Annotated in this window: 15 protein-coding genes; 2 read left to right on the top strand and 13 right to left on the bottom strand. The window is 72.9% G+C overall.

The features are described 5' to 3' along the window. Positions 1 to 94: 94 nt before the first annotated feature. The 5 genes from ACFU7Y_RS11300 to ACFU7Y_RS11280 form a co-directional block, all read right to left on the bottom strand. On the bottom strand, positions 95 to 451 hold the full coding sequence (locus ACFU7Y_RS11300; RefSeq protein ID WP_224282155.1) for an Lsr2 family protein: 357 nt from the start codon (positions 449 to 451) through the stop codon (positions 95 to 97). A gap of 91 nt (positions 452 to 542) precedes the next feature. Beyond that, entirely contained in the window at positions 543 to 1,079 is a 537-nt protein-coding gene (locus ACFU7Y_RS11295) for an amino-acid N-acetyltransferase (RefSeq protein ID WP_224282156.1), read from the bottom strand. Positions 1,080 to 1,089: 10 nt separating this feature from the next. After that, entirely contained in the window at positions 1,090 to 1,527 is a 438-nt protein-coding gene (locus tag ACFU7Y_RS11290) for a BlaI/MecI/CopY family transcriptional regulator (RefSeq protein WP_224282157.1), read from the bottom strand. A 305-nt stretch (positions 1,528 to 1,832) separates the two neighbouring features. After that, a complete protein-coding gene (gene lysX, locus ACFU7Y_RS11285; protein ID WP_380767526.1) occupies positions 1,833 to 3,389 on the bottom strand; it encodes a bifunctional lysylphosphatidylglycerol synthetase/lysine--tRNA ligase LysX in 1,557 nt (518 codons plus the stop codon). Between the two features lie 101 nt (positions 3,390 to 3,490). Continuing rightward, positions 3,491 to 4,240: a hypothetical protein gene (locus tag ACFU7Y_RS11280; protein ID WP_224282159.1), complete on the bottom strand. Its 750-nt coding sequence runs from the start codon at positions 4,238 to 4,240 to the stop codon at positions 3,491 to 3,493. Between the two features lie 162 nt (positions 4,241 to 4,402). On the opposite strand from ACFU7Y_RS11280, the gene ACFU7Y_RS11275 reads away from it, so the two are divergent. Further along, positions 4,403 to 4,957, top strand: coding sequence for a SigE family RNA polymerase sigma factor (locus ACFU7Y_RS11275; RefSeq protein ID WP_380767524.1), 555 nt, complete (start codon positions 4,403 to 4,405; stop codon positions 4,955 to 4,957). A 145-nt stretch (positions 4,958 to 5,102) separates the two neighbouring features. On the opposite strand, the gene ACFU7Y_RS11270 is transcribed toward ACFU7Y_RS11275, so the two are convergent. After that, the gene (locus tag ACFU7Y_RS11270) at positions 5,103 to 5,342 is read right to left on the bottom strand and encodes a hypothetical protein (RefSeq protein WP_380767522.1); all 240 of its coding nucleotides are present in this window, start codon (positions 5,340 to 5,342) and stop codon (positions 5,103 to 5,105) included. On the opposite strand from ACFU7Y_RS11270, the gene ACFU7Y_RS11265 reads away from it, so the two are divergent. Then, positions 5,335 to 5,889, top strand: a complete 555-nt coding sequence (locus ACFU7Y_RS11265; RefSeq protein ID WP_380767520.1) for a hypothetical protein — start codon at positions 5,335 to 5,337, stop codon at positions 5,887 to 5,889. The two genes, ACFU7Y_RS11270 and ACFU7Y_RS11265, sit on opposite strands and share 8 nt — an antisense overlap. Positions 5,890 to 5,896: 7 nt before the next feature. Here ACFU7Y_RS11265 and ACFU7Y_RS11260 read toward each other — a convergent pair whose 3' ends face one another. The 7 genes from ACFU7Y_RS11260 to ACFU7Y_RS11230 all read right to left on the bottom strand — a co-directional run bounded on the left by ACFU7Y_RS11260 (position 5,897) and on the right by ACFU7Y_RS11230 (position 12,737). Beyond that, a complete protein-coding gene (locus tag ACFU7Y_RS11260; protein ID WP_224283786.1) occupies positions 5,897 to 6,688 on the bottom strand; it encodes a type III pantothenate kinase in 792 nt (263 codons plus the stop codon). A 47-nt stretch (positions 6,689 to 6,735) separates the two neighbouring features. Then, entirely contained in the window at positions 6,736 to 7,698 is a 963-nt protein-coding gene (nadC, locus tag ACFU7Y_RS11255; RefSeq protein WP_224283787.1) for a carboxylating nicotinate-nucleotide diphosphorylase, read from the bottom strand. Positions 7,699 to 7,702: 4 nt separating this feature from the next. Further along, the gene (locus ACFU7Y_RS11250; protein WP_380767518.1) at positions 7,703 to 9,373 is read right to left on the bottom strand and encodes an L-aspartate oxidase; all 1,671 of its coding nucleotides are present in this window, start codon (positions 9,371 to 9,373) and stop codon (positions 7,703 to 7,705) included. Positions 9,374 to 9,388: 15 nt separating this feature from the next. Then, positions 9,389 to 9,838, bottom strand: coding sequence for an aspartate 1-decarboxylase (gene panD / locus ACFU7Y_RS11245; protein ID WP_224283789.1), 450 nt, complete (start codon positions 9,836 to 9,838; stop codon positions 9,389 to 9,391). Between the two features lie 77 nt (positions 9,839 to 9,915). Continuing rightward, positions 9,916 to 10,821 (bottom strand): pantoate--beta-alanine ligase, encoded by a 906-nt coding sequence (panC, locus tag ACFU7Y_RS11240; RefSeq protein WP_224283790.1) that lies wholly within the window; start codon positions 10,819 to 10,821, stop codon positions 9,916 to 9,918. A gap of 151 nt (positions 10,822 to 10,972) precedes the next feature. Beyond that, on the bottom strand, positions 10,973 to 11,950 hold the full coding sequence (locus tag ACFU7Y_RS11235) for a Rossmann-like and DUF2520 domain-containing protein (protein WP_380767515.1): 978 nt from the start codon (positions 11,948 to 11,950) through the stop codon (positions 10,973 to 10,975). Between the two features lie 97 nt (positions 11,951 to 12,047). Further along, a complete protein-coding gene (locus tag ACFU7Y_RS11230) occupies positions 12,048 to 12,737 on the bottom strand; it encodes a response regulator transcription factor (RefSeq protein ID WP_224283403.1) in 690 nt (229 codons plus the stop codon). Between the last annotated feature and the right edge of the window lie 17 nt (positions 12,738 to 12,754).

Raw genomic sequence — 12,754 nt, 5'->3', positions numbered from 1 at the left:
GAGGAGACCCCTCCGCGCCCCGTGCGTGTGATGGCGGCGCCGCCTTCGGCCGCCGGGGCCCCGCACCCGCTCCGGCGGGCCTGCGGCGCCGGGATCAGGACGCGTTGGCCTTCTCGTAGGCCTCGCGCACGTTGCTCGGAACCCGGCCGCGGTCGTTGACCTCCAGGCCCTGCTCCTTGGCCCACGCGCGGATCTTGGCGGTGTCGGGCGCACCGCCGCCGGACGGACGCGCAGCACCGCCGCGACCCGGACGACGGGCGCCGCCGGCGAGCCGGCCGCTCTGCTTGCGGCCCTTCTCCACGTACGGCGCCAGCAGACCGCGGAGCTTGTCCGCGTTGGCGCTCTTCAGGTCGATCTCGTAGGCAACGCCGTCGAGGGCGAACGTCACCGTCTCGTCCGCCGAACCGCCGTCGAGATCGTCTTCAAGAATGACCTGCACCCTCTGTGCCACGGGCTTCCCTTTCCGCTAAACGACCCATTGCCTAAGGAAAGGAAAGCGCCTTTCTCCGGAAAACACAAACCCTTGACCCGGGTGGAGCGGCTCAGAGGTGCAGCAGCATGCGTGAGTTGCCCAGTGTGTTGGGCTTCACCCGCTCCAGGTCGAGGAACTCGGCGACGCCTTCATCGTACGAGCGGAGGAGTTCTTCATAGACATCCGTAGCGATCGCCGCCGGGTCTGTCGTACCATCATCGGTTTCCTGGAGCTCGCCGATCTCGACGAAACCGTGTTTCGCGAAGAACGCGACCTCGAACGTCAAGCAGAAAATCCGACGGACGCCCAGCCAGCGTGCCGTCTGCACCAGCTTCTCCAGCAGGAGGTGCCCGATCCCGGTGCCCCGGACGACCGGATCCACCGCGAGCGTGCGGACCTCGGCGAGGTCCTCCCACATCACGTGCAGTGCGCCGCAGGCCACCACCACGCCGTTGTCGTCGCGTTCCGCGACCCAGAACTCCTGGACGGATTCGAACAGTGTGACTGTGGGCTTGTCCAGCAGAATGCCGTCGCGCGCGTAGGTGTCGATGAGCCTGCGTACTGCCCGCACGTCCGTGGTCCGCGCCCGGCGGATGGTGACCTCCATGGTCGGGACGTTATCGCGCCGCTCCCGGTTCCGTCCCACCGGTATCCGGTCCGTCGTCCGCGGAATCCGCGCTGCTCGGATCGGACGGGAACAGTGCGGCCACCCGCAAGGCGTCCCGGAGCGCTTCGCGTTGCTCGGGCGACATCAGGCCGAAGAAGTGCACCAGGGCCGCCGCCGGATTGTCACTGGTGGCCCAGGCGTCGTTCATCAGGGCCGCCGTGTACGCCTCACGCGAGGAGACCGGTTCATATCGATAGGCCCGGCCGACCCGCTCGCGGCGCAGCCAGCCCTTTCTGTGGAGCTTGTCCAGGACGGTCATCACCGTGGTGTACGCGATTTCGCGTTCGGACCGCAGATCCAGGAGAACCTCGCGAACCGTGACCGGTCGGTTCCACTGCCACACCCGGGTCATGATGGCGTTCTCAAGTTCGCCGAGTTGCCGGACCATAGTGCGGCCAGGATAGGGAGTGAATGGGGCAAATCTTGTGAAGTGCGCCAAACCGGCGCGCCGCCACCCCCGGGAATCGGGAATGGCGGCGCCCCCGTCGAACCGGGCGGCTGACGGCGTCGGTCGCGGGTGCCGCCCGTCGGTCCTCGCGGTCCTCGCGGGGCCGCTCGACCATGCGGGATCAGTCGATGTCTTCCTTGGTTCGCTGGGCCCCGCCCTGGCTGCGGACGATGGCCCGCACCAGGAACCCGAAGCCGATCGCCATGACCAGCGGCGGCACGATCGCGCTGACGTAGTCCATCAGGTCACTCCTCCTCGGTCGTCTCCGCCGTGGCGGCGGAAGCCTTCGGCTCCGGCTTCACCAGCGGGAAGAGCACCGTCTCCCGGATGTTCTTGCCGGTCAGCAGCATGATCAGGCGGTCCACGCCGAGGCCGAGGCCACCGGTCGGGGGCATCGCGTACTCCAGGGCACGCAGGAAGTCCTCGTCCACCTGCATCGCCTCGACGTCGCCGCCGGCCGCCAGCAGCGACTGGGCGGTGAGACGGGCGCGCTGCTCGACCGGGTCGACCAGCTCGGAGTAGGCGGTGCCGATCTCCGTACCGAAGATCACCAGGTCCCACTTCTCGGCCACGCCGGGCTGCGAGCGGTGCTGGCGGGTCAGCGGGGAGACCTCGGTCGGGTAGTCCTTGATGAAGGTCGGCCGGACGGCGTTCTCCTCCAGCAGGCGCTCGACCATCTCCAGCACGATCTGACCGTGGCCCCAGTCCTTCTCGAACGGGATGCCGTGCTCGGTGGCCAGCTTGCGCAGCTCCTCGACGCCGGTCTCCGGGGTGACCTCGACGCCCAGGTGGGCGGAGATGCCCGGGTAGACGCAGACCTCCTCCCACGGCTCGGCCAGGTCGATCTCGTGCTCGACGCCGTGCGCGTCCATGCCCTTGATCACCGTGGTGCCCAGCGCGTCCCGGGCCGCGTTGACGATCGTCTCGCGGATCAGCTCGGCCTGGGTGTCGTAGTCGCCGTACGCCTCGTACGACTCCAGCGAGGTGAACTCCGGGTTGTGGGTGGAGTCCGCGCCCTCGTTGCGGAAGTTGCGGTTGATCTCGAAGACCTTCTCGGCGCCGCCGACCACCAGCCGCTTGAGGTACAGCTCGGGGGCGATGCGCATGTAGAGGTCGATGTCGTACGCGTTGATGTGCGTCTTGAACGGACGCGCGTTGGCGCCGCCGTGCACCGGCTGGAGCATCGGGGTCTCGACCTCGATGTAGCCGCGGTCCTCGTACGTGCGGCGGATCGAGCGGACGACCTTGCTGCGCAGGTGCAGGATCTCGCGGGCCTCGGGGTTGACGATGAGGTCCACGTAGCGCTGGCGGACCCGGGCCTCCGGGTCGGTCAGGCCCTTGTGCTTGTCCGGCAGCGGGCGCAGGCACTTGGCGGTGAGCTCCCAGCGGTCGACCATCACGGACAGCTCGCCGCGCTTGGAGGTGATCACCTCGCCCTCGACGCCGACCTGGTCACCGAGGTCGATGTCGGCCTTCCAGGCCGCCAGCCGCTCAGCGCCCAGCTTGTCCAGGGAGAACATCACCTGGAGGTCGCCGGTGCCGTCGCGCAGGGTGGCGAAGCAGAGCTTGCCGCCGGTGCGGGAGAGGATCACGCGGCCGGTCACGCCGGCCCGCTCGCCGGTCGCGGTGTCCGGCTCCAGGTCCGGGTGCTTGGCACGCAGGTCCGCGATGGTGGTGGTGCGGGGGAATCCGACCGGGTACGGGTCGACACCGGCCGCCCGGAGCCGGTCCAGCTTCTCGCGCCGGACGCGCATCTGCTCGGGAAGGTCGTCGGTCGCGGGAACAAGGCTCTGATCGGTCACCCCACAAGGGTAGCCAGCCACACACGGTGCTCCGCCACGGGATTACCGCAAGGGGGAGACCGCGGCGGCGGTCTCCCCTCGGGGGCGGCGGGTGATCCGGCTCAGCCGGTGCCGGTGGCGAGTTCGATGTCCTCGATCTCGTCGGGGCCCTGGTCGGTGGGCGGAGCGGGGTGGGCCGGGGGCTTGGGGCGGCGGCCGAACAGCTCGGCGGGGGTGGGCATCCGGTGCGGACGGGGCGGGGTCTTCGCGGCGGCGGGCTGCTCCGGGCGGGAGTCGGTGCTGCTCATGGTGGTCCGTCCTCCTACAGGGGTGGGGTGACTGTTCGGCGGTGCGGCGGGGCTCGGTACGGCCACCAGGTGGCGGGGCTGCCCGGCGTGGAGGGCGAGCCGCTCGCGGACGGCGGCCTCGGCCAGCGCGTGGCAGCGCCCGGCCAGCCGGGAGCGGCGGGACCGCTCGCCCTGGCCGCAGGGCTGGCGGGTCAGCCCGCGCAGTGCGGTGAGGTCCTCCGGCCCGGGCAGGTACCCGTCGGACACCGCCTCCTCCAGCCGCTCCAGGTAGCCCGGGGCGCTGCCGGGCAGGGCGGAGCGGTAGCGTCCGAGGTCGGCGAGCAGGAAGGCGCGCAGCCGGCCGCCCTCCTGGACGGCCTCGTCGATCGCCTCGGTCAGGCGCAGGGCGTCCTGGACGTCCTCCGCCCAGAGCTCGACGCCCGGCCCGGCGAGCGCCGGCCGTTCGGGCCGCTGGAGGTGGACGGGGACAGCGGGGTGCAGGGCTTGGGCGAGGGCTCGGCGCAGCACGCGGACTTCGTCGGCGCTGAAGGCCATGCCGCCGCGCGATCCGTGTGGCGTAGGCATGGGCTGACACTACGTGAGGAATATCCGATTTGTCGGTAACGTCGCGCCGAACCACCCACGTTTGGCCTGGTGAAAAAACCTTTTGCCTCCACCTGTAACGACCCCCGGGGCCTGACTGGTCATCCAGGTGTCAGGGGAGAACGAGCGAGGGGGCCGGGCAGGATGCAACCGGACGGTCAGGGGAAGGCGGCCCGGGGCGGGCGGCGGGACGAGGACTTCCAGGCCTTCGCGGCCGCCCGTGCCAGAGCGCTCTACCGGTCGGCCTGCCTGCTCGCCGGCGGGGACACCCACCTCGCCGAGGACCTGGTGCAGGAGGCGCTCGGGCGGATCTACGCCCAGTGGCACCGCACCTCCTGGTTCGGCGGCAAGCGCCGGATCGACAACCCGGCCGGGTGCGCCCACACCGTGCTGGTGCGGGTCTTCCTCTCGCACCGCGGCCGCCGCTCCAGCGGCGAGCGGCCGGTCGGCGCGGTGCCGGACGGCGAGGCCCCGCAGGGCGACCCGGAACTGCGGCTGGCCCTGATGGACGCGCTCGGCCGGCTCGCGCCGCGCGACCGGGCGGTGCTGGTCCTGCGCTACTGGGAGGGCCGCAGCGTCGAGGAGACCGCCGCGATCCTGCACCTCACCCCGGGCGCCGTCCGGACCCAGGCCTTCCGTGCGCTCGGCCGGATCCGCGGCGTCCTCGGCCACAGCCTCGGCGAGCCGGCCGGGCGCTGAGCCGGCCGGCACGTCGACGTCACTGCACTATTCGCGTCAACTCGATTGATAGAGAGGCTGGTTCAGCATGTCCGCAGAGCACGACGGGCCCGACGAGCGGTTCGAGCGGGCCTTCACCGAGGCCCTCGGCCGGGGCCGGCGGGTCCTACGACACCGAGGCCACCAGGCTGGTCGACACCGGCTGGTCGTACGGCCGCCGGCTGCGCCGCAGGCGGCGGATCGGCACCGCGGCGGGCGCCGCCGCGCTGGCCCTGGCCGGGGTGGGCACGGCCGCGTTCGGCGGCCTGCTGCCCGGGCCCGGCACGGTGGCGGTCGGCGCGTCGCCGGGCGGGTCGCCGAGCGCCGCCGCCCCGATCACCGGGCCGGAGTTCCTGGGGATGCTCACCGAACTGCTGCCGCAGGGGGCGGTGCAGGTGGGCGAGGCCAGGGGCACCGAGAGCGACACCCCGCAGCTGCGGCTGGTCCTGGACGACGGGAACGGCCCGGCCCAGTACCTGTTCTGGATCACGCGGTCCTACGGTGCCGACAGGACCTGCCCGCCCTCGCCGATCGGTGGTGACGCCTGCACCGAGACGGCCCTCCCGGACGGAGGCCACCTGCGCCTCTACCAGGCCGCCACCCGGGACGGGGAACCGGCCGGCTCGAAGGTGTGGTCCGCCCTGCTGACCGGGCCCGGCTACCAGATGCTGCTCCAGGAGTGGAACCGCGAGCCGCTGGAGCAGGGCGCGCCGATCACCCGGACCGACCCGCCGCTGACGCCGGAGCAACTCGCCGCGGTGGTGAAGGACCCGCGCTGGCGGAAGGTCCTGGAGGCACTGCCTGGGAGCCTGGTGATGGTGACCGTCCCGCCGGGCACGACCATCGGGATCGGCGGGGGCTTCCCGTCGGGGGGGGAATGGTACCCGCGGACGGCCCCGACGCCCGCTCCCTGAGCGCGGCTCAGCCGGCGGCGGGCCGGTTGCGCTCGTACACCAGGCGCAGGCCGATCAGGGTCAGCCAGGGCTCGTGCACGTCGATGGTGGTGGCCTCGCCGAGGACCAGGGGCGCGAGGCCGCCGGTGGCGATCACCTGGACGTCGTCCGGGTCCTTGGCCAGCTCCCGGGCCATCCGCTCGACCAGGCCGTCGACCTGGCCGGCGAAGCCGTAGAGGATGCCGGACTGCATGCCCTCGACGGTGTTCTTGCCGATCACGTTGCGCGGGCGGGCCAGCTCGATCTTGCGCAGCTGGGCGCCGCGGACGCCGAGCGCCTCGACCGAGATCTCGATGCCGGGGGCGATCGCGCCGCCGACGTAGTCGCCGCGGGCGTTGACGGCGTCGAAGGTGGTCGCGGTGCCGAAGTCGACCACGATGCACGGGCCGCCGTACAGGTGGTTGGCGGCCAGCGCGTTGACGATCCGGTCGGCGCCGACCTCCTTGGGGTTGTCCATCAGGACGTGCACCCCGGTCTTCACGCCGGGCTCCACGATCACCGCGGGGACGTCGCCGTAGTAGCGGCGGGTCACCTCACGGAGCTCGTGGAGCACGGCGGGGACGGACGAACAGATCGCCAGGCCCTCCACCGCGGCCTCCCGGACCGCGGTGTGGTTGCCCATCAGCCCTTGCAGCAGCACCGCCAGTTCATCGGCCGTGCGGCGCGGATCGGTGGAGATCCGCCAGTGTTCCACCACGTCCTCGCCGTCGAACAGGCCGAGCGTGGTCTGGGTGTTGCCGACGTCGATGGTGAGGAGCACGGGGACGCTTTCTGCGAGTCGGGACAGGTCTGTTCTCGCCCTGACGGTCAGGCGCGCAGGTCCAGGCCGATGTCCAGGATCGGCGAGGAGTGGGTGAGCGCGCCCACGGCCAGGTAGTCGACACCAGTCTGGGCGACCTCGCGCGCGCTGGCCAGGGTCAGTCCGCCGGAGGCCTCCAGCTTCGCCCGGCCCGCCACCAGCGCGACGGCCTCCTTCAGCTGCCCGACGGTGAAGTTGTCCAGCAGGATCAGGTCCGCCCCGGCCTCCAGCACCGGCGGGATCTGCTCCAGGGTGTCCACCTCGATCTCGACCGGCAGCTCCGGGTACGCGGCCCGGACGGCCCGGAAGGCCTCGACCACGCCGCCGGCCGCGACCACGTGGTTGTCCTTCACCAGCGCGGCGTCGGAGAGCGCCATCCGGTGGTTGGCGCCGCCGCCGCAGCGCACCGCGAACTTCTCCAGGGCGCGCAGGCCCGGGGTGGTCTTGCGGGTGTCACGGACCACCGCGCCGGTGCCCTCCAGGGCGTCCGCCCAGGCGCGGGTCGCGGTGGCGATGCCGGACAGGTGGCAGAGCAGGTTGAGCGCGCTGCGCTCCGCGGTCAGCAGGTCGCGGGTGCGGGAGCGGACCGAGAGCAGCACCTGGCCGGCCTCCACCCGGTCGCCGTCCTCGACGTGCCGCTCGACCTCGAACTCCTCCTCGCAGACCAGCGAGACGACCGCCTCGGCGACCCGCAGGCCGGCCACCACGCCGGCCTGGCGGGCGGTGAAGTCGGCGGTCGCGACGGCCTCGGCGGGCACGGTCGCCACCGAGGTGACGTCCTCGCCGCCGGCCAGGTCCTCGGCCAGCGCCAGGGTGGCGATGTCCTCGACCTCGACCGGGTCCAGCCCGGCCTGCTCCAGCAGCTCGGCCAGCTGCGGGTCCAGGCCGGTCTCGTAGCCCTCGCCGTCCCCGCAGGCGCAGCCGTCGCCGCAGCCGCCGGCCATCGGGAGTTCCTCGTGGGAGTGGGTCATGGTTCTACTGCTCCTCAGGGGTGCTGACCGGGCCGCCGGTGGCGGCGAGGGTGGTGATCAGATGGCGTCGCCAGTGGGCGTCGTCGCGCTCGGGGAAGTCCTCGCGCCAGTGGCAGCCGCGGGTCTCCGCGCGCTGCGCGGCGGCCGCGACCAGCGCGGTGGCGACCAGCAGCAGGTTGGCGGCCTCCCAGGTCTCCACCCGGGGGTCGGCCGGCTTCTCCTCGGCGACGTGCGCGTAGCCCTGTTCGGCGATCAGGCCGAGCCCGGCCGCGGTGCCGGCCATCGAGGAGGCCGAGCGCAGCACGCCCGCGCCGCGCGACATCAGCCGCTGGATCTCGGCGCGCGCCTCGGAGGGTGGCAGCGGGACCGGGTGCGCGGACCGGGTGGCCTCGACGTCCACGGTGCGCTCGGGCAGCTCGCCGGCCCGGTGCCGGCCGGTCAGGTCGGCGGCGATCCGCTCGGCGAAGACCAGGCCCTCCAGCAGCGAGTTGGAGGCCAGCCGGTTGGCGCCGTGCACCCCGGTGCAGGCGACCTCGCCGCAGGCGTACAGGCCGGGGACGCTGGTGCGGCCGTGCCCGTCGGTGCGCACGCCACCGGAGGCGTAGTGCGCGGCCGGGGCGACCGGGATCGGCTCGGTGACCGGGTCGATGCCGTGCGCGCGGCAGGAGGCGAGGATGGTCGGGAAGCGCTGCTCCCACATCTCGGCGCCGAAGTGCCGCCCGTCCAGGAACATGTGGTCGGCGCCCTGCTCCTGCATGCGCCGGGTGATCGCCTTGGCGACGATGTCGCGCGGGGCCAGTTCGGCCAGCTCGTGCTGCCCGACCATGAACCGGACACCATCCGCGTCCACCAGGTGGGCGCCCTCGCCGCGCACGGCCTCGGAGACCAGCGGCTGCTGGCCCTCGGCCTCCGGGCCGAGCCAGAGCACGGTCGGGTGGAACTGGACGAACTCCAGGTCGGTGACGGCGGCGCCGGCCCGCAGCGCGAGCGCCACGCCGTCGCCGGTGGAGACCGCCGGGTTGGTGGTGGCGGAGAAGACTTGGCCCATGCCGCCGGTGGCGAGCACCACCGCGCGGGCCCGGACGGCGCCCACGCCGTCGCGCTGGCCCTCGCCCATCACGTGCAGGGTGAGCCCGGCGGCGTGGCCCGCGGCGTCGGTGAGCAGGTCGAGGACGAGCGCGTGCTCGATCAGCTCGATGCCGGGGTCGGTGTGGACGGCGGCGACCAGGGCGCGCGATATCTCGGCGCCGGTGGCGTCTCCGCCCGCGTGGACGATCCGGTCGCGGTGGTGGCCGCCCTCGCGGGTCAGCAGGATCTCGCCGTCCTCGCCCCGGTCGAACAGGGCGCCGGTGGCGATCAGCCGGCGGACGGCGTCCGGGCCCTCGGTGACCAGGGTGCGCACGGCCTCCTCGTCGCAGAGCCCGGCGCCGGCCACCAGGGTGTCGTCCAGGTGCTGCTCGGGGGTGTCCCCCTCGCCCAGGGCGGCCGCGACGCCGCCCTGGGCCCAGCGGGTGGAGCCGTCGTCCAGCATCGCCTTGGTGACCACCATGACCCGCAGGCCGGCCTTGCGGACGTTGAGCGCGACGGTGAGGCCGGCGACCCCGGAGCCGACCACGACCACGTCGGTGGCGGCGGTCCAGCCGGGGGCCGGGGCGGTGAGGCGGTGCGTGGACATGGGTGGGTGGCTCCTTCAGCGCGAGGCGGCGTCGGCCGCGCCGTTGCCGTCACCGTACGCCCTGTCCCCCCGGAGCAGCCCGGTGCCCTCCTGGGCCTGTGCCGGGTCCCCGCCCAGGCCGGTGATCCGGTTCCGCTCGTCCACGAAGACGATCTTCGGCTCGTAGCCCTTGGCCTCGGCCGTGTCCATCTGCCCGTAGGCGATGAGTATGACCAGGTCGCCGGGGTGGACCAGACGGGCGGCGGCGCCGTTGATGCCGATCACGCCGGAGCCGCGCGGGCCGGCGATGGTGTAGGTCTCCAGCCGGGCGCCGTTGTTGATGTCGACGATGTGGACCAGCTCGCCGGGGAGCAGGTCGGCGGCGTCGAGCAGGTCCTCGTCCACCGTGACGGAGCCGACGTAGTGCAGGTCGGCCTGGGTCACGGTGGCCCGGTGGATCTTGGACTTGAGCATGGTGCGGAGCATGTGGTCACGCCTCCTGTGAGTGCATGCCGGAAAGGGGGTCCTGCTGCCGGTACTCGCTACCGGACGACGGTGCGGAACTACCGGACGATGATGCGGACGTTGTCGATCAGGCGGGTCGGGCCCACCTCCGCGGCGACGGCCAGCACCGCCTCGCCCTGGAAGTCGTCCGCCGCCTCCGAGAAGTCGTGCGGGTCGATCAGGGCGAGGTAGTCCAGGGTGACGCCCTCGGCGCCGTCCAGAACGGCCGAGGCGGCCTCGCGGACGGCCTTCGGGCCCTGCGCGGCGGCGTCCCGGCCGGCGAACAGGGCCTTGGACAGGGCGAGCGCGTGGGCGCGCTCCTGCGCCGACAGGTAGCGGTTGCGCGAGGACAGCGCCAGGCCGTCCTCCTCGCGGACCGTCGGCACGCCGACGATCTCGACGTCGAAGTCCAGGTCGGCGACCATCCGCTGGATGATCGCCAGCTGCTGGGCGTCCTTCTCGCCGAAGAAGGCGAAGTCCGGGTCGGTGATGTGCAGCAGCTTGGCGACCACGGTCAGCACGCCGTCGAAGTGGCCGGGCCGGGTGGCGCCCTCGTAGCGCTCGCCCATCGGGCCGGCCGCCATCCGCACCTGCGGCTCGCCGTTCGGGTAGACCTCCTCGACGGACGGCGCGAAGACCACGTCGGCGCCGTTCTCCTCGGCCAGCCGCAGATCGGCGTCGAGGGTGCGCGGGTAGCGCTCCAGGTCCTCGTTCGGGCCGAACTGGAGCGGGTTGACGAAGACCGTCACCGCGACCCGGCCCTCCCGGCCGACCTGCTTGCGGGCGGCCCGGATCAGCGCGGCGTGGCCCTCGTGCAGCGCGCCCATGGTCATCACGACGGCGTTGTCCACCGGCCGCTCGTCCGGCCAGAACGCGGCCTCGAAGTCGTCCACGGTGTGCGTGACGACGGCCCGGTGGACCTTCGGCGTCCGCTGGGGCTTGCTTCGCTGGGCCTTGCCCGCCATTCCTGCGCTCCTTCGATCATTCGGCTGCGCGACGTGTCGCCGCCTTGTTGCGCTCCGTCCCGTGCGGTAGCGCACCGGGCAGGGCTTGTCCGTCATGAGGCCGCTTCGGCGGCCGAGTGAGAAGCCCCGGTCCAGGCCGGGGAGGAGTCACTCAGCGCGTCTCCTCGTTGAGAGCGTCCAGCACAGCGGCCGCAGCGTCGGTCGAGAGAGTCCCGTTCGCCACCGCCCGCTGGGCGGTGGCACGGGCCATTGCACGATACGCCGCCGGGATGTCCGGGGACACCGTACTGAGCTGTGCCAGATGGCGCCGTACGGTGCCCGCGTCGCCCCGGGCGACCGGGCCGGTGAGGGCCGCGTCGCCGGAGCGCAGGCTGTTGTCCAGGGCGGCTCCCAGCAGCGGGCCGAGCATCCGGCCGGGCTCGGCGACGCCGGCCGTGCGCAGCAGGTCCATCGCCTGCGCGACCAGGGTGACCAGGTGGTTCGCGCCGTGCGCGAGGGCGGTGTGGTAGAGCGGGCGGACCTCCTCGGGCACCCACTCGGGTTCGCCGCCCATCTCCACCACCAGCGCCTCGGCGACCGGCCGCAGCTCCTCGGGAGCGGTCACGCCGAACGGGCAGCCGGCCAGCCGGGCCAGGTCCACCGAGGTGCCGGCGAAGGTCATCGCCGGGTGCAGGGCCAGCGGCAGCGCCCCGGCCCGGGTGGCGGGCTCCAGGATGGCGACGCCGTGCGCGCCGGAGGTGTGCACGACCAGCTGGCCCGGGCGGACGGCGCCGGTGGCGGCCAGTCCGGCCACCAGGTCGGCCAGCGCGTCGTCCGGGACGGTCAGCAGCACCAGGTCGGCGGCGGCCAGCACCTGCGGCGGGGTGACGATCCGCACGCCCGGCAGCAGCGCCTCGGCGCGGCGGCGGGAGGCGGCGGACACCCCGGAGGCGGCGACCACGGTGTGCCCGGCGAGCTGGAGCGCCGCGCCCAGCGCGGGGCCGACCCGGCCGGTGCCGACCACGCCGACGGCCAGCCGGGCCGGGCGGTTGCCGGGGTCGCCGGGATCGCCGAAAGCCCGGTCGCCGAGACCGTCGGCGAGCGGGCCGAACTCGCCGGAGTCGGCGAAGCCGGACGGATTCACGTCCACCCTTGTCCTGCCTTGTCCTGAATGACCGTTCCAGTCCACTCGACGGGTACCGGACGTACCGCCCCAGTCTACGGGGGCGCCCGAATGGCACAGCGGCTCAGTCGGTGGCCCCGGCCCGGATCAGCCCGGCCTCGTACGCCAGCACCACCGCCTGGACCCGGTCGCGCAGGCCCAGCTTGGCCAGGATCCGGCCGACGTGGGTCTTCACGGTGGCTTCGGAGAGCACCAGCCGGGCCGCGATCTCGCCGTTCGACAGCCCCTGGGCGACCAGCAGGAACACCTCCCGCTCGCGCTCGGTCAGCGGGCCGAGGGCGTCCGAGCCGGGAGAGCTGTGCGGGGTGGGCAGCACCTCGGCGAAGCGGTCGATCATCCGGCGGGTGGTGGTCGGGGCGACCACCGCGTCCCCGCCGTGCACCGCGCGGATCGCGGCCACCAGCTCGGTCGGCGGGACGTCCTTGAGCAGGAAGCCGCTGGCGCCGGCCTTGAGCGCGGCGAAGGCGTACTCGTCCAGGTCGAAGGTGGTGAGGATGAGCACGTGCGGGGCGTTCGGCAGCGGGCTGCCGTCCTCGGCCAGGCAGATCCGGCGGGTCGCCTGCACGCCGTCCAGCCGCGGCATCCGGACATCCATCAGGATCACGTCCACCTCGGTGCGCCGCAGCAGCTCCAGGGCCTGCGCGCCGTCGCCCGCCTCGGCGGCGATCTCGATGTCGCCCTGCGACTGGAGGATCATCCGGAAACCGGTGCGCAGCAGTTCCTGGTCATCGACGAGCATCACGCGGATGGTCAAGGTGGGACTCCTTGGAG

Origin of the sequence: Kitasatospora sp. NPDC057542, assembly GCF_042801945.1 — a bacterium.
GTDB lineage: Bacteria > Actinomycetota > Actinomycetes > Streptomycetales > Streptomycetaceae > Kitasatospora.
Note: the sequence above shows the minus strand (reverse complement) of the source record. Positions and strands in the feature narration are given on the sequence as shown.

Excerpts from the sequence above, each read along its gene's own strand:
- ACFU7Y_RS11295 (WP_224282156.1), bottom strand. The coding sequence starts at position 1,079 with ATGGAGGTCACCATCCGCCGGGCGCGGACCACGGACGTGCGGGCAGTA.
- ACFU7Y_RS11290 (WP_224282157.1), bottom strand. The coding sequence starts at position 1,527 with ATGGTCCGGCAACTCGGCGAACTTGAGAACGCCATCATGACCCGGGTG.
- ACFU7Y_RS11280 (WP_224282159.1), bottom strand. The coding sequence starts at position 4,240 with ATGCCTACGCCACACGGATCGCGCGGCGGCATGGCCTTCAGCGCCGAC.
- ACFU7Y_RS11275 (WP_380767524.1), top strand. The coding sequence starts at position 4,403 with ATGCAACCGGACGGTCAGGGGAAGGCGGCCCGGGGCGGGCGGCGGGAC.
- ACFU7Y_RS11265 (WP_380767520.1), top strand. The coding sequence starts at position 5,335 with ATGCTCACCGAACTGCTGCCGCAGGGGGCGGTGCAGGTGGGCGAGGCC.
- nadC (WP_224283787.1), bottom strand. The coding sequence starts at position 7,698 with ATGACCCACTCCCACGAGGAACTCCCGATGGCCGGCGGCTGCGGCGAC.
- ACFU7Y_RS11250 (WP_380767518.1), bottom strand. The coding sequence starts at position 9,373 with ATGTCCACGCACCGCCTCACCGCCCCGGCCCCCGGCTGGACCGCCGCC.
- panD (WP_224283789.1), bottom strand. The coding sequence starts at position 9,838 with ATGCTCCGCACCATGCTCAAGTCCAAGATCCACCGGGCCACCGTGACC.
- panC (WP_224283790.1), bottom strand. The coding sequence starts at position 10,821 with ATGGCGGGCAAGGCCCAGCGAAGCAAGCCCCAGCGGACGCCGAAGGTC.